The sequence below is a fragment of the Microcoleus sp. C2D2 genome (genome assembly GCF_036702495.1).
GTDB lineage: Bacteria > Cyanobacteriota > Cyanobacteriia > Cyanobacteriales > Microcoleaceae > Microcoleus.
Window position 1 is genome coordinate 26,015 of sequence record NZ_JAUBTO010000060.1, and the last position, 17,561, is coordinate 43,575.

Below are 17,561 nucleotides of genomic sequence, written 5' to 3' on the forward strand. Positions count from 1 at the left end.
CTAACCAGACGATTACCAAACCTTTACCTTTGTCGTATAGAGTCAGAGGCGTAGGTCTCAGACAAATATTTTTTAGCTGGAAATAAGGGATATGCCACCAACATCCAAAGCACTTTTAGCGGAAATCCAGCATAACACAGGAGCGACTCGAAACTTGCATTTTTATGCCAAGGGCGAAACCATTCCTATGATGTCGCATGGCCTGTGGCGAGTCTGTCAAGGTCTAGCACAACTGAGTACGCTTTATCCAAACGGGGAAGAAGGACTTTTAGGTTGGGTTGGGCCTTCGATGTGCTTCGGTTTGTGGTTGACAAGCTTGCAGACTTACCGAGCTACGGCGACATCAGATGTTTATTTGATGTGGTATTCTATGGTGGAAATCGAAGCTTCTCCTCAATTGTCTCACGAGTTGTTGCCTCAAATGGTACGGCGGCTGCGGCAAATGGAAGCAATTTTGGCGATCGCCGGACAGCGGCGAGTAGATGACCGTTTGTATCAGCTACTGCTATTATTGCAACAGGAATTCGGTCAGCCTGTGGTTGAGGGAACTCGTTTGAATATCCGCTTGACGCATCAAGATATTGCTAATGCGATTTGCACGACGCGGGTAACAGTAACTCGAATGCTGGGAAAATTGCAGCAGCAAGGGTTAATCAGTCGAGATGGCGATCGGCATTTAATTCTTAACAAAGGTGTTTTTGCGTCCACGTCGGATTTGTTTGGCTGCAACCCTCAAGCAGTATAGAACCGACAGCAATTTGCATCTACATAAATTCTTCTAGTATTAGCTATCAAATCTCAGTGCATGAGAATTGTTTGTCTGGCTCTTCCTCCCGCTATCTACAGCAATATCTTTGCAGCCGGAAAAGATATAATTAACAGGTGCATCTACTTAAAAAATAAAGCAATGGTTAACTCAACTCAAGAAACACCCCAACCCGACAAAAAAGAATTAACTCAGATCGCAGCTAAACCTCAAGAACAACAAGAAGAACCGCCAAATAAGGGTGACGGCCGGAAATAGTCGATAGTTAGTTTTTATCAGAAGATTGGGTTTAAAACCCCGTCCTTGTAGGACGGGTTTTTCCATTTTTAAGTAAAATAACACATCCATCTAAACAAATGAATATGGTAGAATAAGCAGATCGGACTTGATTTAAAAACCTACCCCCGGACTGGGGGAAAGTCTACGCCCAAAACATTTTTGAGGAGATATGACTACGCACCTATGTGCTTTCCGTGGTCAGCCTGGGAACCCTATTACTAGGGATATTAAGATCGAAATGTCTTAAGAATCCTCGTGCCTTCAGGGCGAGGAGTGTCAACAGCTATTACTCGTTACCAGACTCTGCCTGGTAAGGCGGAGCCTCCAATTTGCCCCAGCAAGAATCGAGGCTCTTCCTCTGGGTATTTCCAGGCAGCTCCTGGAAGTTAATCGGGTGTGTTTACTATTGACAAATCACTCAACTTGTGTATTGCCGTTGTTCGATCGCAGCGAAGGCTTTCCCGGCTTTCCACGGAGGCGGTCCAAAGAAACCACATCAGCCTCAGAGCTCTCCCTCGCCACCCGAATCAGCAACCCCGACAACAACAAACTCGCCAACATCGAAGAACCGCCGTAACTAAAAAACGGCAGCGGCAAACCCGTAGTCGGTAAAACCCCCGTCGCCACCCCAATATTCAGCAGCGACTGTCCCACCATCACCACCATCACCCCAATCGCCACCAACTGACTCTCAAGATTCCGGGCCCGCGTCGCCACCCTCAAAGCCACCGTACCGTAGGCCGCCAACATCAGCAACAGTGAGAAACCTCCCACCAAACCAAACTCCTCAGCAAACACAGCAAAAATAAAATCGCTGTACTGAATCGGCAAATAAAATAACTTTTGCTGCGACATCCCCAAACCCACACCCCAAATGCCGCCAGAACCGACAGCCAGCAGACTTTGAATCAACTGATAGCCGTCTTGCATCGGATCCGCCCAAGGATTGAGAAAAGACATAATCCGGCGGCGCTGATATTCCCTAAAACTAATACTTAAAACCGCTAAAAGCATTCCCCCCACAGCCGTTGCGCCCAACTGCAAGTAAGGCAAGCCCGCCGCCAAAGCCACCAACCACAAAGTCATCCCGCACAAAGCCGTGGTGCTTAAATTCGGCTGCAACAAAATTCCCAACAGCATTGCGCCAAAAATTCCCAGCCAAGTAAAGCGAACTTTATTCGTCAACCGCGGCCAGTTGCCGAAAATGCGGGCGCTTTGGAGAACAAAAAATGGCTTGATCAACTCAGAAGGTTGAATAATCGGAACCGGGCCCAGAGATATCCAGCGAGTGGCCCCGTTGATGGTGGTTCCCACTCCCGGAACTAAGGTCAACCAGAGCAATCCCAGCAGCAACAGGACGCCTAACTGAGCTGTTTTCAGCAGGTAGCGCAGGGGGGAGTATACCATCAAGTTAAAACCGGCCAGCCCGATCGCGACTGCGATTAGCTGTCGTTTAAAATAATAAAGGCCGTCTCCAAATTCTGAATTTGCAATGGGATAGGAAGCCGAAAACAGTGCTGTGAGCCCGACAAACAGCCACAGAAAAGTCAGCCACCTCAGCCACCGAGCCTCAGCAGCCCATTGAGAGGCGCTGGGGTCAAAAAATGGAATGAAGCGTCGAATGTCATTAGCCATCAGTCATTATAGCCTTTCGAGCGTAACATGTTCCGACGTGCATAGGGCATAGGGCATAGGGCATAGGGCATAGGGCATAGAGCATACCTCACCACGCTTGAAAACCGCTATAGTTTAAGAATTACAGCTATCAACCCGGTTTCTAAGCCAAAGCTTGGGTTAGCAACGAGAAATTTACGACGAAACCGGGCTGAGGACAACAAGTACATAAGTCTTATAGTTATTAGCTAAAATCATAACAAACAAAAAAGAGGTCATCGCGACCTCTTACCCCTCTATTAATCCAGCTTCGGATCTTAAAGTAAACCTGTATTAGCTCCGGGCTTACCGGTAGCCAGTTGCACTTTAATAATTCTGCCGCCCATTTTCATAATTCTTTGCTGTTCCCGGAACCAGTTATCGTAGGGAACCAGCTTAGTAAAATAGGTATTTTGCAATTCGCGCTGAGTGCGGATGCGAGTTTGACTTGGGACGCAAGCAGTCACCTTAAACATTCTCATGGGAAACTAACTCCTGAGTAGGTTTACAGATTATTAGATGGATTTTTTAAAGATTGAAGGCAGGGAGTTAGGAGTCAAAACTAGCTCGTTAAAACTCGTCGGGCTTTCTCGACCAGCCTTTGACGGTCTAGCAATCACTCTCAACTTCCCTGACCTCTTTTCAAAGCCAAAGGTAACAAGTTAAAAGTTAAAAGAAGCAAGAAATAAATGTTATTCCTTCTTTCTTCTTCCTTCTTCCTTCTTCCTTCTTCCTGAGTCTTAGCTCAAGCCAGAGCAGATGTAGTCGAAATAGACGCCCATTTCTTTACCAGCGTCAGAACCGACCAAACCAGCGGTGACTTCTTTCATTGCTTGGATTGCTTGTACGGTAGAACCGATGGGCACGCCCAAGGAGTTGTAGGTTTCTTTCAAACCGTTGAGCACGCGCTCATCGAGGATGGAAGGGTCGCCAGCTAGCATGGCGTAGGTGGCGTAGCGCAGGTAGTAATCCAAGTCGCGGATGCAAGCTGCATAACGACGAGTGGTGTACATATTGCCGCCGGGACGAGTTACGTCAGAGTACAACAGAGACTTAGCCACTGCTTCTTTGACGATTGTAGCTGCATTGGCGCTGATGGCTGTAGCGGCGCGGACGCGCAGTTCGCCAGAAGCAAAGTAGTTCTTGAGCTTGTCTAGAGCGCTGATGTCGAGGTACTTACCTTGAACGTCAGAGGAATTGATAACGGCGGTAATTGCGTCTTGCATGGTTGTCTTGTTTCCTAGAAAGTGGCTGAGTCAGTCCAATTTTGGAGCTAGAATTTGGGATTTGGGATTTGGGATTTTAAGATTTTTAAGTGGCCCTTTATCTGCAAAAGCTTTTAGCTTGTTACCAGTAACGCCCAATTCTTCAATCTAAAATCGAAAATCTAAAATCGAAATTCCTTACTGCATCGCACCGATAACGTAGTCGAAGTAAGAGGAAGCTTCGGAAGCATCTTCTCCAGACAGCAGCGAACTTGCTGCACTTTTCATAGCGCGAACGCCTTCGGCGACGGCTTCAATCGGGGTGCCGAGAGATTTGTACATTTCGCGGACGCCGACAATACCGATTTCTTCGATCGGAGTAATGTCGCCAGCTACGATTCCGTAGGTGATCAAACGCAGGTAGTAGTCTAGGTCGCGCAAGCAAGTTGCGGTCATTTCTTCGCCGTAAGCGTTGCCGCCGGGAGAAACAACATCAGGGCGCTTTTGGAAAAGTTGGTCGCCTGCTGCCTTGACGATGCGTTCGCGGGATTCGCTCAAAATTTGGGCGATGCGGACGCGGCGTTCACCAGAGGTGACAAAGCTCTTGATCCGATCTAATTCACCTGGGCTCAAGTAGCGAGCTTCGGCGTCTGCGTTGACGATTGATTTGGTGACGATACTCATCTTGTGTGTACCCGCTGGATATTTTGCTATACGAACTGCTCCGCGCTGAGCTAGCGACGGGGGGCGCTTGCATCCCTTACCTTTCATGCTCAGGCAGGAGCTTTGACGGGGAAGGCTGGACTTTCCACAGTCAGCAACTGTTAAAGTTGTTGACCGGAGGCTGCCTTCGCTGTTTAACGGCGCTTGTTCTTCACGCCGGTGCGCTTATGAGTGCCTGCACTAAGCCTGTCGCTTACAATACCACAAATGACTGATGCGATCTTTAATTTACGATCGAGATTGCAGCAGACCACTTAGTGGCGATCGAGTGACTGTCCGGCAGTTAGTAAGGATATTGCTCCTCTGACACAACTACCTCTCGCAAGTATTTTGAGGCATTATGTTCACATTCTGAGTGTTACTGTAATAGTTTGTAATATTCCTTTTCATTTTTGGGCCCCCGCTGGGGTCTTCTCAGTTAAAATTTCACAGATAAAAAACTAGGTATAATTATCTCGCAGCAAGGGTTGCAGGCGATCTATGCCTCGCGAGGGAGTGGTAACGGGCGACGAGGCGAGGTTCAAAGACTTGGCCCTGAGAGGGAGGGAAGCCGGACATGGGGGGAGACAGCGGGGAGACAGGGGCCAGATGTGCGATCGTCTCACATCTTGCACAATTCTCAATAAGTCTTGGACGGGCCCGCTAGGAGGGCCCAACCCCTACTCCCCACAATAAAACTCACTCTTTGTGTTTGTGGAACAGGCTAGGGAAGCCTGTTCTGGATCGTAGTGCCAGATATCAGATCGTCGGAAATCGTGACTTTCGAGCTTGTAGCTAGATTTGACTCTCACTTTTAATTTGGTGCGCTGTGAAAAGAAATCTATCAGCCCTTAAAAAAGCTTTGCAGTTTGGCATTAGCGGTGCAGTCGGCGGTTTCGCCGGCAATCTAATCACCGAACCTTTCATGCAGCGACTCACTGGTTCGGCATCTTTTTCTGATAGTGTATTGTCCACAGCTAGCTGGTTTGGGTTGGTAGGCTGTGGCATTGCTACTGCTATCATGTTGGGCTATTATTACTATATCAAAGGCAAGCCTCAAATTAAACAGGCTTTAAAAAATGGCGGATTGTTTGGTTTAATAGCAGGAGTCATTTCTGGGGCGATCGCCGAAGCTATTTACAGCGGGATTGGCGGGGGAGACAACGAATTATTGCGAGTAATTTGCTGGGGAATAGCTGGCAGTTTGTTAGGATTTGGACTTGCACAGCGGATTCCTAATTTGGGATCGCTTCGCGGCATGGGAGGCGGCGGGGTTGGGGGTGTGTTGGGCGGCTGTTTGTTTATTCTGTTTGCTTACAGTCTATCCGGTACGGCGGGCCGTTTAGCTGGCTGTGCTGCGATCGGTTTTTGGATTGGCATCATGTTGGTTGTAGCCGAAACTTTGTTCAACAAAGCTTGGCTGGTAATTAGTTACGATACCGGAGCAAATCGCACTCTCACTCTGGGTTCGGAACCGATCACTTTTGGCAGTGATGAAAATTTGTCTATTATCTGCATTCCTAATGTTTCGCCCTTGGCGATGCGGTTTCAATTGGAAGCCGGTCAAATTGTTTGCGAGAATGTTGATAGCGGGGCGGTGAGTTATTTGCGATCGGGCGACCAAAAGAAAATTGGCAACTGTACAATTACAGTAGGAAACTCTGACTTGCCCGCTGCAACTTCTGTTCAGGTTCCGCCTACTATTAGATCGGAAAAATCGGCAGCCGATTCTTTTACCAGCGGTCGATTTTTTCTGAGATTAGGCAGTCGAGTTATTCCTCTGACTGCGGGAACTCAACTATTCACCTCTGATATACCGAGTTTAACAGCTACCGCCTCTAACGGTGTTGTCGCTACTGTCAATTCTCGATCGAGTGACGAGTTTTCGTTGCAATTGACAAATTTGTGCGATCGCGCTTGGTGGGCTACAGACATTCAAGGCGATCTAAAAATGGTAGAACCTGAAACTACCCTGACTTTGGCGGTGGGAACTAAAATCGAATTCGGTGAAATTGACGGCGAGATTGTGTAAGTAAGCGAGTACAAACTGAGATATTGCACCATTGTCAATAAACCTTTCACGGGCGGGCAGGATGCCCACCCCACAAGAAAATTTCCTCTTTGTGGAACGGGCGTCAATAAGCCTTTCATGGGCGGGCAGGATGCCCACCCCACAAGAAATTTACTCTTTGTGGAACGGGCGGGCAGGATGCCCACCCCACAAGAAAATTTACTCTTTGTGGAACGGGCCGAAGAGCCCGTTCTTAACAGGATCTTCGGCCCACCCCACAAGAAAATTTACTCTTTGTGGAACGGGCCGAAGAGCCCGTTCTTAACAGGATCTCCGGCCCACCCCACAAGAAAATTTACTCTTTGTGGAACGGGCCGAAGAGCCCGTTCTTAACAATAATTCAAGCAGAACTGCCGCTAACTCCAGTAATTACAGCCGCACCAATCAAATGAGCCAAACGCAAAGCTTCAGGAACTTTACCAGTGTCTGTCAAACGCTGGAGCACCCTCGCTATTACTTCTGGTTGTTCGCCGCACACTTGAAAAAAGAAAGGTTCAAAAGCGTAAATTATACCAGCGCGGCGCAACAATTCTAAACGGTATTCCGAGTCGGGTAAATGGCGGAGGGCTTTTTCAACAGCAGCTAAATCTGGTTGGCGGCGCATGACAGCAACGCAAGGAATTTGCAGCCGCGATGCTAACTCCGGAAGGTCAATAATATTGAAGCCGCCGAAAGCAATTCCGTCTAGCAAAACGAGATGCAATTGCGGCAGAAATTTGCCTCCGAGGAGTAGCCCAGAAATAGCATCTGTGGCATCTAATCCGTCTGGGAGGACTTGTCCCCACACCATTCCTTCAAATCGAGTTCCCCCGCAGACTATGCCCGCGATCGACACTAGACTGCCGCTTTTACGAGAAAACGGAGCGTCGTCAAAGCCAATAACCTTAATTGTGCGATCGAGCCTCAGCAAATCTGCCAGTTTCAACTTGGGGAATTCCGTAAGCTAAAGTTTTTGACATTAATTTGAATTCTAGATATAGTATCATATACGTTAAAGACCTCATTACTAAAAATATTTTAGACAATTGGCAAAAAAATACGTAGCAGCGATCGACCAAGGAACCACCAGCACGCGATTTATCGTATTCGATCGCCAGGGACAGATAATTTGCAGCAACCAACAAGAACACCAGCAAATCTATCCGCAACCAGGATGGGTTGAACACAATCCCGAGGAAATTTGGCAGCGCACCCAAAGCGTGATTAAAAATGCCCTCGAAATCGGCAATATCGACCCCAAAAATATTGCTGCACTCGGTATTACCAACCAGCGCGAAACTACAATTGTTTGGGACAGAAAAACTGGCAAACCTTACGGTAATGCGATTGTTTGGCAAGATACCCGCACTCGCTTTCTTTGCGATAAATTAGCTGAAGTTGAGGGCAAAGATCGATTTCGAGAACGATGCGGTTTGCCACTGGCTACTTATTTCAGCGGGCCAAAAATTAAGTGGATGCTGGACAATATTCCAGGATTGCGGGAAGCTGCAGATCGAGGGGATGCGATTTTTGGCAATGTCGATACTTTTCTGATTTGGCACCTGACTGGCGGCGCGCACATTACCGATGTTACCAACGCCAGCCGCACGATGCTGATGGATTTGCAAACCCTTGATTGGGATGCCGAAACTTTGCAAATAATGGCAATTCCCCGCCAGATGCTGCCAGAAATTCGCCCTTCGAGTCAAGTTTTTGGAACTGCAAAAGGATTGCTTGCAGGTGTTCCGATTGCTGCTGCTTTGGGCGATCAGCAAGCCGCTCTCGTCGGGCAAACTTGTTTCAGTACCGGGGAGGCGAAAAATACTTACGGTACGGGCTGTTTTATGCTGCTGAATACTGGTGAGGCGATCGTCCCTTCAAAGCAAGGATTACTGACAACAGTCGCCTACAAGATGGGGGAATCGCCCGCTGTGTATGCTTTGGAAGGCAGTATTGCGATCGCCGGGGCTTTAGTGCAGTGGCTGCGGGACAATTTGGGCATCATCAACACATCTGCGGAAGTAGAAACATTAGCAAATACAGTCGAAGATAGCGGCGGAGTTTACGTTGTCCCGGCCTTTTCTGGACTCTACGCGCCCTATTGGAAAGACAGCGCCCGGGGAGTAATTGCAGGTTTAACTCGCTACGCGACTAAGGCACACATTGCCCGCGCAGTATTGGAAGCTACCGCGTGGCAAACGCGAGAAGTATTGGATGCGATGAATCAGGATTCTGCTGTGCAGCTTTTGTCTTTAAAGGTAGACGGAGGTATGGTGGTAAATCACACGCTGATGCAGTTTCAGAGCGATGTTTTGGGAGTGCCTGTGGTGCGGCCTGTGGTAGCAGAAACAACTGCACTCGGTGCGGCTTATGCTGCCGGTTTGGCGGTGGGTTTTTGGAGTCAGCTAGCCCAATTGCGGGACAATTGGGCGGTGGATTTTATTTGGGAACCGAAAATGCCGATCGCACTTCGCGAGCAAAAATATCGCTTTTGGAAAAAAGCAGTTTCCCGCACATTCGATTGGGAAGAATAAATCGCTGAGTTAACCCGAAAATGCGTATTTAGTGATATCCTTAAATCCAGCACTATTTTTCAAGTTGCAAATAAATGATTTCGCTAAAGAACTTAAAAAAAATTCTCACCGCCTTTCTATTGATACTGACACTGGCATTTGTAGAAATCGCCACTAATTCCCAAATCGCCCTCGCAGATACAGCTACAAATCCCACAACGGCAGCCGAAGTTTTCAGCGCCAACTGTGCAGGCTGTCACATCAACGGCGGCAACATTATCAGGCGCGGCAAAAACTTGAAACAAAAAGCATTAAAAAAATACGGCATGGATTCCATCGCCAACATTTCCAACTTAGTAACTAACGGCAAAGGTATTATGCCCGCTTACAAAGATCGTTTGTCGGAACAACAAATTATCGATGTTTCAGCTTACGTGCTATCCCAAGCCGAAACCGATTGGAAATAGTACCTCGGTAGATTATTTAGGACTTGCGCAATCGTGCCTCATCAACCCTGTTTCTTCCTGTCTTCCTAGTTACTCAACCAATATTTTTCGGAGAACCGGGGTAACTGGTTCCCAGGCTAAACGCCTGGGAATCAATGTCCCGAGGCTCTGCCTCGCCTGCTACAATCGAGGCAGAGCCTCGGGATCTGCATTACCAGGCTCTGCCTGGTAACGAGTAGAATACAGCAGATTCCACGTTGATAAAGTACACTCATCAAGCGATCGCTGTAGGGAAACGGCACTGCCGTGTCCTCTATATTTGCTGTGTACCTCACTTACCTAAAAAATGCTGTAAATGTAAATCATCGGAGGATCGCAAATTGAAAAGACATTATTCTTGGCGTAAAACTTTAACTATTATTAGCTTGTGCTTGTATCTAATCCTCGCGGTTAGCGCGCCCGCTTTCGCGTCGATTCACAAATATCCAGAAACAGCCGACAGAGTAATGTTCCGCTCGGTACAAAGCCTGCGCGATACAGACGATAAAGCATGGCAAGTTGTTTTGTACAAGCGAGTAAAGTCGGGAGTAGTCAACTCTTTAAACCTCAGATTAGTAGGGTTCCCAGGCACAGAATTGCAGCACCCTGCGCCGCTGAAAGTTGCTGCCGGAAAGCTGGAACTTGGCAAGGCAAATGATATTTGGAGCGAGTCGGATTTGCCAATTAATGTCGGAGAATACGATTTCAAATCAATAATTTCACAAGTGGAAAGTAATCGACCTTTGCTGTTGAATTTGCCCTTGAAAAATCAAAATGAAACAAAATTGCTGGTTCCTCCTTTTGCTGTCAGAGAATGGCGGCTGTTATTAGATACCAACTAAATCTACCAATTTAATCGTACTCTACACTTAAAATCCATACAGTTTCAAATGTTACAAATCGCTATGTTTAAATTATGCCTTAAGGTAGATTTAACATACTTGAACAATAATGTGGTCAGCCCCAAAGTAAATAGATCAATTTAATCGCACTGTACATTTAAAATCGCTACAGTTTCATGTATGTATCAAATATGTATCAAAAGTAACTACATTTAAATATGAATTAAGGTAAATTTAACGTAGGTGAAGGGTAATTAGGAAATAAACTCAAAGCGGGGTCTGTCTAATGACAGAACTCGATTGTTTGAACGTGTACGTCTTCAGGGTGAATGGACTATGACTTTAATTTGTAAAATTGTCCGAAAAGCTTTGGCAACTGGTTATTTAACGGTTGAGGCAGAAGAACTGTTGCGGCAGCAGTTGCAGATGACTAAGTACGGTTTAGAAGATTTTGACGCTTTTATTACTTTGCAAAAAGAGGTGATGGAAGGTAGGGTAAAACAGCAAGCTTTGGAATTGTTGCGATCGCGCAAATGTTCTGCGATTGCTTGAATTGAGTTCGATCGACCTTTTGCAGAGAATAAGATCGATCGGTCTTTCGGGCGGGCAAGATGCCCACCCCACAAGAAGAAAATTCACTCTTTGTGGAACAGGCATCTTGCCTGTTCATAAAAATGATATGCCAAGCCAGGAAAAAGGTTTCTACTGCATTCCTAGCTGTCGCCTTAACGCTTCTGGAACATCAACGGCTGTATCCAAACCTCGAACATTCTCCCACTTTGTATTTTCATCCCATTTGAAATCGCCAAAAGTGCGATCGCTGAGGTTTGCGTCGCTGAGGTTTGCGCCGCTGAGGTTTGCGCTGCTGAGGTTTGCGCCCCTGAGGTTTACGCCGCTGAGGTTTGCGTCGCTGAGGTTTGCGCCGCTGAGGTTTGCGCGGCTGAAGTTTACGCGGCTGAAGTTTGCGCTGCTGAGGTTTGCGCTGCTGAGGTTTGCGCCGCTGAGGTCTGCGCCGCTGAGGTTTGCGCCGCTGAGGTTTGCGCCGCCGAGGTTTGTGCCGCTGAGGTTTGCGCCGATGAGGTTTGCGCCGCTGAGGTTTGCGCCGATGAGGTTTGCGCCGCTGAGGTTTGCGCCGCTGAGGTTTGCGCGGCTGAGGTTTGCGCCAATGAGGTCTGCGCCAATGAGCTTTCCGCAGTTGAGGTTTGCGCGGCTGAGGTTTGCGCTGCTGAGCTTTGCGCCAATGAGGTCTGCGCCAATGAGGTCTGCGCGGCTGAGGTTTGCGCTGCTGAGGTTTGCGTCGCTGAGGTTTGCGTTGCTGAGGAGGTTTGCGTCGCTGAGGTTTGCCCTGCTGAGGTTTGCGCGGCTGAAGTTTGCGCCACTGAGGTTTGCGCCACTGAGGTTTGCGCTGCTGAGGTTTGCCCTGCTGAGGTTTGCCCTGCTGAGGTTTGCGCCAATGAGGTCTGCGCCGCTGAGGTTTGCGCCAATGAGGTTTGCGCCAATGAGGTCTGCGCCACTGAGGTCTGCCCTAGTGAGGCTTACGCCGCTGAGAAATCTCCCAACTGTTTGGAGAAAGCCAGAATCCCCAATACAACAGCTATAACCAATGAGACGCAACAACCGACTTGCATCGTCAAGTTTACCTTCAGCATTAGGTGTCCCACAGGGATAAAACATTATTTTGTCTTTTAATTCATCTTTCTCCTGACCGTAACGGTGCAACTCCAACAGCAAAATCATCGCATTCAAACCAGCGTAAATATCTATTTGTCGCTGCCCCAATGTTGAGGTTCTCAATTGATCTCGCAGTAGGCGCATCTTCTTTTGAGGCAAGCTTTCCGGCAGCATATCAATAAATTCCCCCTCGCACCACCGCAGATAAAAATCTTCCAGACGCTGGAATAACTCCACAGGGCGAAACAGACTTGTTTCCCCTGCACCAGCCGGAGTTGTTAACAACCCCATCAAATATTCCACAATCTCTCGCTTCAGCCCTCCATAACCCAACAAATCATAAATTTCCCAGTCCATATCAGAGTCTTTAGTATTAAACCCTCTACCTTTCTTTCCCGGTTCCGCCCACTCTTCAAGACTTTCTTTCAACCGTTCCGCACACAGAAATTCACCAAAACTCTTGTGTACAAACTCTACAGAACCTTCTTTGCTGCCTTGCTGAAGATAAAAAACAGCCAAAGCATTTCTCAGAGGATGATCGTTAATCCGTTCTCGTGCTTTTTCAAGTAATGCTTTAACCGAGTTATCTGCTTTCAATCGTTGCTCAATCATCCCTACAGGAGCGCATTCCCCTCCCGACTGCACCACGCACAACGCTGCTTCTGTAAGGATGCGCCGCAACTCCTCTGTTTCCATTTCGGTCAAATTGCGATTGAGCAATTTAGACCGCTGTTTTGTGAGTACCCAATTCACAGCTTGGTTGTAAATCAAAACTTTTGCTTGAGTGCTGTTAGTTCCTTGAAAATCCTCAATTTTCAAGGTTTCGTCCCGGTGCATCGCCGCTAACAGATAAAGCAATAGCGGTTCTCGCGACAGTTCTGATTTTACATTGTCTGGACAGCATTTATCTTGCAAAAACTGCTGAAAAGCTGAGGTTTTTTCCGCCCCAAATTGGGCTTTCCACTTCCTCAACCACTGTTGCTGTAGTCCGTCATCTATCACCTGAATTTCGACTCGATCCAGGTTATCTGGCATTTGCCTTTCAATCCCTTGCAAAGCTAAAGTTCTGCCAGTAATCAAAACCCGGTGTCCCATTTCCGAACTCTGCTGACAATCCCGCTGAAATTGCCCTACTTGCTTGAGAAATTGCTCTAAACCGCCGCTACTTCTCCCCTCCATCAGCAACTCGTCAAAGCCATCCAAGAAAAACAAATATCGCGTGTTTCTATCTGTCAACCAACCGTCATCGCTAGCAAAACCAGTATTAACAGCTTCTTTTAGCGTGTCTCGAAAACTTTTTTGCAATGTGGGAATATCTCGCAGTCGAATTAACACAGGCGTCCAAATTGGATGCAAATGTTGTCGCACCCAGTCAGCAAACATCCGACAAAAAACGCTTTTACCGCGTCCGGGCCCTGCTTCGACAAACATCACCCGATTTTGTTTATTTTCATCTGCAAGCAATTGCTTTGCCCAAGTTTCTAAATCAAATGCTAGGGCACGCTGATTAACCTCACCATTTACATCAATTGGCTTTGCCTTCAGAGGCACGTAGATATCCTTGAATGAGAAATTTTCTGCAAATACAGGTTCTAGGGGTAGAGAGGCAATCTGTTCTTGCAGGTATTTGTCAATGCTTTGATATTTCTCCTGTTCCTCCCGCCATTCGCTGATAGAAGGCTGGCCAAGATATTTCATTGCTTCGCCGGAAACTGCCCAAGCTTCGATTAAATAGCGGTGAGTATTAGCAGCAACTCTCTTTGTCAAAATTTGAGCTTCATCGGCATTTAGTCCGGCTTGTTGCAGCCGCTGTGATAGCACTAGGTTAAATTCCGTGGCTAATATCGAATCCCGGAAGCAAATAACAGTTTCTTTGGCTGCTTTATCGCTCAATTCCAAATCCGCTAATTTTTTAAGCAACTGCTTAACTCCATCAGAAACCGGAGTTTGCCCGATGCGATTTAACAGACTCTCGTCTTGTCCAAGAAAATCCTTAAAACTTTCCAGATAAGCCGCCTGACTGACGAGGAAAATGCACTCAGCTAAAGTCGGCTGCTGTTGAGTTTTTTCAATGAAAAACGCCAGCAGTTTCGCCGCCATCCCGATAAATGGCAATCCAGTTCCCACAACTTGAGCTAAGGGAGAGTTCAAAACCTCTAGCAGCAAATTGCTATTGTCCAGCCCTTGTTCTTTGAACATTTTTGCCACTTCGGCGGCTGTTTTCCCAGCTTCTCCGATTCCCTCCGCTGCTTCGGCGGAACACAGTTCTTTGATATCAGTCTTTAAGAATTCCACGATGCGATTTGCCATTTTTACCTGCCCTATTTCAGAAGAGAGAATCTGAGAAAATCTACATTTAACTCTGTAAGCATTCCGTAGTTCGTCGCCACAAATCTGTTCTCAAACTAACAATTAGAAAAGATTAAGTCTCTTTTACCTTGACAAAACTCCAACAATCCGCAATAATAGTAGATTGTCTGTCTAAATCCGGCTCGGATCAGGTTAAGACATTCCAAAAGCTGGAGAGCAGTCAGCAGTCAAAAGTCCACAACGACCAATGACCAAAGACTCATCAGCTACCTGTACGGCAATTTCAACCACCATCCCATGACTTACGCAATCATTGAAACCGGCGGCAAACAATTTCGGGTAGAACCAGGCCGCTTCTACGACATCGAACTGCTTCACGTTGAAGCTGAATCCAAAGTCACCATAGACAAAGTATTTCTGATCCAGCACGAAGGCGAGGTTCATATCGGTCAGCCTCTACTAGAAAATGCCACTGTAGAAGGAACGGTTCTGCGGCATTTCCGGGGCCGCAAAGTCCTCGTCTACAAGATGAAGCCGAAAAAGAAAACTCGGAAGAAAAAAGGCCACCGTCAAGAAACAACTCGCTTTATGATTGACTCCATCAGCGTCAACGGTACAGTCTTAGCAGCCAGAGACTTAACTGCAGCAGTTGTGGAAACCCCCCAAACCGCCGAAACTGCATCAGAATAAAAAATAGTAAATACAGTTGAGGATATTATGGCTCACAAGAAAGGTACAGGCAGCACGCGTAACGGACGCGACTCTAATTCCCAGCGTCTGGGTGTCAAAAAGTACGGCGGTCAAGTTGTCAAAGCTGGCAACATTTTGATCCGTCAGCGCGGCACTAAAGTTCACCCCGGTAATAATGTTGGTATCGGCAGAGATGATACTCTGTTTGCCATGATTGACGGTGTGGTGACTTTTGAAAGAAAAGGCAAAACTCGCAAGAAAGTCAGCATTTATCCTGTTGTAGCAGCACCTGTGGCCCAAGCCGCGCCTGAAGCTGTCGCAGTTTAGTTGCGATATTTTGGGGCGTTTCTTAAGTCTCTTTTGTTTGTCTCAAAGTCTCGATCCCCCCTAGCCCCCCTTAATAAGGGGGGGACAAGATTTCCTCGTTCCTAGGCTCTGCCTGGGAACGCATATAAGCGAGGCTCTGCCTCCTCATTTTCTATGTTATTAGAAACTTACAGGAGGCAGAGCTTTTTGCAATTTGTTTCCTAGTTCCTAGGTTCTGTCGGTTCCTGACAACTTAACGTAAAACCGATAGTCCGGCAGGGGTTGAAACCCCTCCCTCAAAGCTAAAGTCCTCTAAAGAGGACTGAAGAACTTATTTTAACTGGTTCCAAGGCAGAGCCTTGGAACCCATATCTAGAGGCTCTGCCTCGACACAGGATTAGGGAGGCAGAGCCTCCGGATTAGCATTACCAGGCTATGCCTGGTAACGAGTAAGGACTGAAGTCCTCACTACGAATCGGTTAGCCTCCTCCGACAATTGTGACAACTTCTAAGATGTCGCCCTCTTGTATTTGTGTAGTTGCCCAAAATTGTTTGTGCAGAATTTCGCCGTTGTACTCCACAGCCACCAAGCGCGGGTTTAATCCCAATTGTTTGAGTAATTCTGGTAACGGTGTGCCGGTCGCACACCTGCGGCTTTCTCCGTTAACTTGCAGCAGAATTTGAGTGATCATTAGTTACTACTTATTGGTTATTAGTTATTAGTTATTAGTTAGATGCCCGATTTTTTCAAGAACCGTCCTAGATGCACTTTTACCAGAGAAACCGGGTTTTTACCGAATTTGCGGGCTGCATGGCGTCTTCTCGCAAAAAAACCCGGTTTTTGACTACCGGTGTGTAAGTCCTAGCTTACTTAAACCTAGCTTTTGCCGTGCAAAGCTTTCTGAGCTTTCAGATTCTGCATCCGAATCAACTGCGAGATGAAAAACTGCGTGACTAAAGTAGGCTGTTCTGCTTCCATAATCGCGCGTACTGCCGCAACCCTTGGAGCTCCGGCATCCAATACTTCATCGAGGTTGTTGATATCAATTCCGCCGATCGCAAACCAAGGAATCGGCGACTTAGCAGCAGCATATTGCACATATTTCAAACCCGCAGCCTGTTTATCAGGTTTAGTAGGAGTGGGGTAAACGGGCCCAACTCCAATATAATCTGCTCCCTCTTCAACGGCTCGCTGCATTTCCTGGGCATTCGTAGTCGAACGACCGATGATGCGTCCCGGGCCGAGCAACTTGCGCGCTTCCGCCACAGGCCAATCTTGCTGTCCTAAGTGTACGCCGTCGGCATCCGCTGCGAGCGCCAAATCCACGCGATCGTTCACAATCAGCAAAGCATCGTAGCGGTGACAAAGTTCGCAAAGCTGGCGCACGGTGGCCAATTTTACGCCCTCCTCTGAGGTTTTGTCGCGGTACTGCACCAAAGTCAGTCCGCCTTGCAAAGCAGCTTCCACGACTCCCAACAAGTTGTCTCTCGGCGAAGTTACAAGGTATAACTGCGATCGAAGTAACTGCTGGTAGCGCCGATAAGCCAGCAAATTGCTTTCGAGAGTATAAACCCGATAGCGCATCTGCTTAAAAGCCGCGCCCATATTTCGATCGTAAACTTTGCCATACTCTTCGAGTACCCGCAGAGCTTCTTCCACCCGAGAGAAATTCGCCTCCAGTAGCTGCTGAATGCTCGAACGCTCCTCTTCCTGCGGGTGAGTCAACTCCGTACCCGGATCTGCCGGCGTATCCCTAGCACTGCGAAGTTCTGCGACGTGCCAAGCAGCCAATTCTTGACGCAGTTGCTTGCACTCGCCAGCTAAATCGGCGCTGTTGAGACCAAACCTGCACCATTCTTCAATAATTCTCAACCCTTCGCGCGATCGATCTAGATTTGCATCTAAAATCCGGCAGAGAGCTGGCTGTGCAGGTAAAGTTCTGTTTTGTTTGTCGGTCATCGAAAATTGTGGGTGGAAACCCCGTGCTAGAAGCACGGCTTTACATTAGAAGCTACATATCTCACGGAATAATTGCTATAATGTGAGACATGACACAGAGAGCCTTTAAGTACCGCTTCTATCCCACGC

At 47.5% G+C, this 17,561-nt stretch carries 18 protein-coding genes; 10 read left to right on the top strand and 8 right to left on the bottom strand.

Annotated elements, in window-relative coordinates; genetic code table 11:
• Positions 1-91: 91 nt before the first annotated feature.
• On the top strand, positions 92-745 hold the full coding sequence (locus QUB61_RS19755) for a Crp/Fnr family transcriptional regulator (protein WP_333131842.1): 654 nt from the start codon (positions 92-94) through the stop codon (positions 743-745).
• A gap of 60 nt (positions 746-805) precedes the next feature.
• Entirely contained in the window at positions 806-1,024 is a 219-nt protein-coding gene (locus QUB61_RS19760; protein ID WP_333131844.1) for a hypothetical protein, read from the top strand.
• Between the two features lie 435 nt (positions 1,025-1,459).
• Here QUB61_RS19760 and QUB61_RS19765 read toward each other — a convergent pair whose 3' ends face one another.
• The 4 genes from QUB61_RS19765 to apcA all read right to left on the bottom strand — a co-directional run bounded on the left by QUB61_RS19765 (position 1,460) and on the right by apcA (position 4,587).
• Entirely contained in the window at positions 1,460-2,680 is a 1,221-nt protein-coding gene (locus QUB61_RS19765; RefSeq protein ID WP_333131845.1) for an FtsW/RodA/SpoVE family cell cycle protein, read from the bottom strand.
• Positions 2,681-2,976: 296 nt separating this feature from the next.
• Entirely contained in the window at positions 2,977-3,180 is a 204-nt protein-coding gene (locus tag QUB61_RS19770) for a phycobilisome linker polypeptide (RefSeq protein WP_006634929.1), read from the bottom strand.
• 258 nt (positions 3,181-3,438) lie between these two features.
• Positions 3,439-3,924, bottom strand: a complete 486-nt coding sequence (gene apcB / locus QUB61_RS19775; RefSeq protein ID WP_006634930.1) for an allophycocyanin subunit beta — start codon at positions 3,922-3,924, stop codon at positions 3,439-3,441.
• A 177-nt stretch (positions 3,925-4,101) separates the two neighbouring features.
• Positions 4,102-4,587: an allophycocyanin subunit alpha gene (gene apcA / locus QUB61_RS19780; protein WP_015176901.1), complete on the bottom strand. Its 486-nt coding sequence runs from the start codon at positions 4,585-4,587 to the stop codon at positions 4,102-4,104.
• Between the two features lie 519 nt (positions 4,588-5,106).
• Here apcA and QUB61_RS19785 point away from each other — a divergent pair.
• Both QUB61_RS19785 and QUB61_RS19790 read left to right on the top strand, forming a co-directional pair.
• On the top strand, positions 5,107-5,301 hold the full coding sequence (locus QUB61_RS19785) for a hypothetical protein (RefSeq protein WP_333131847.1): 195 nt from the start codon (positions 5,107-5,109) through the stop codon (positions 5,299-5,301).
• 133 nt (positions 5,302-5,434) lie between these two features.
• On the top strand, positions 5,435-6,637 hold the full coding sequence (locus QUB61_RS19790) for a hypothetical protein (RefSeq protein ID WP_333131849.1): 1,203 nt from the start codon (positions 5,435-5,437) through the stop codon (positions 6,635-6,637).
• Positions 6,638-7,016: 379 nt separating this feature from the next.
• Here the strand turns inward: QUB61_RS19790 and QUB61_RS19795 are convergent, their stop codons facing one another.
• Positions 7,017-7,601, bottom strand: coding sequence for an endonuclease dU (locus tag QUB61_RS19795; protein ID WP_333131851.1), 585 nt, complete (start codon positions 7,599-7,601; stop codon positions 7,017-7,019).
• Positions 7,602-7,701: 100 nt separating this feature from the next.
• Between QUB61_RS19795 and glpK the strand changes: the two genes are divergently transcribed.
• The 4 genes from glpK (at position 7,702) to QUB61_RS19815 (ending at position 11,047) form a co-directional block, all read left to right on the top strand.
• Positions 7,702-9,189 carry a glycerol kinase GlpK gene (gene glpK / locus QUB61_RS19800; protein WP_333131852.1) on the top strand — a complete coding sequence of 496 codons (1,488 nt, stop codon included), beginning with the start codon at positions 7,702-7,704 and terminating at the stop codon, positions 9,187-9,189.
• A 74-nt stretch (positions 9,190-9,263) separates the two neighbouring features.
• The gene (locus QUB61_RS19805; RefSeq protein ID WP_333131854.1) at positions 9,264-9,635 is read left to right on the top strand and encodes a c-type cytochrome; all 372 of its coding nucleotides are present in this window, start codon (positions 9,264-9,266) and stop codon (positions 9,633-9,635) included.
• A 359-nt stretch (positions 9,636-9,994) separates the two neighbouring features.
• The gene (locus QUB61_RS19810; protein ID WP_333131856.1) at positions 9,995-10,495 is read left to right on the top strand and encodes a DUF3122 domain-containing protein; all 501 of its coding nucleotides are present in this window, start codon (positions 9,995-9,997) and stop codon (positions 10,493-10,495) included.
• A gap of 336 nt (positions 10,496-10,831) precedes the next feature.
• On the top strand, positions 10,832-11,047 hold the full coding sequence (locus QUB61_RS19815; RefSeq protein WP_332958130.1) for a hypothetical protein: 216 nt from the start codon (positions 10,832-10,834) through the stop codon (positions 11,045-11,047).
• Between the two features lie 150 nt (positions 11,048-11,197).
• Here the strand turns inward: QUB61_RS19815 and QUB61_RS19820 are convergent, their stop codons facing one another.
• Entirely contained in the window at positions 11,198-14,476 is a 3,279-nt protein-coding gene (locus tag QUB61_RS19820) for a pentapeptide repeat-containing protein (protein WP_333131858.1), read from the bottom strand.
• A gap of 297 nt (positions 14,477-14,773) precedes the next feature.
• On the opposite strand from QUB61_RS19820, the gene rplU reads away from it, so the two are divergent.
• Together rplU and rpmA are read left to right on the top strand one after the other, a co-directional pair.
• A complete protein-coding gene (gene rplU, locus QUB61_RS19825; RefSeq protein ID WP_333131860.1) occupies positions 14,774-15,166 on the top strand; it encodes a 50S ribosomal protein L21 in 393 nt (130 codons plus the stop codon).
• A 27-nt stretch (positions 15,167-15,193) separates the two neighbouring features.
• A complete protein-coding gene (gene rpmA, locus QUB61_RS19830; protein WP_333131862.1) occupies positions 15,194-15,493 on the top strand; it encodes a 50S ribosomal protein L27 in 300 nt (99 codons plus the stop codon).
• A 458-nt stretch (positions 15,494-15,951) separates the two neighbouring features.
• Here the strand turns inward: rpmA and thiS are convergent, their stop codons facing one another.
• Both thiS and QUB61_RS19840 read right to left on the bottom strand, forming a co-directional pair.
• A complete protein-coding gene (gene thiS, locus QUB61_RS19835; protein ID WP_333131864.1) occupies positions 15,952-16,164 on the bottom strand; it encodes a sulfur carrier protein ThiS in 213 nt (70 codons plus the stop codon).
• 185 nt (positions 16,165-16,349) lie between these two features.
• Positions 16,350-17,432, bottom strand: coding sequence for a thiamine phosphate synthase (locus QUB61_RS19840; protein ID WP_333131866.1), 1,083 nt, complete (start codon positions 17,430-17,432; stop codon positions 16,350-16,352).
• Between the last annotated feature and the right edge of the window lie 129 nt (positions 17,433-17,561).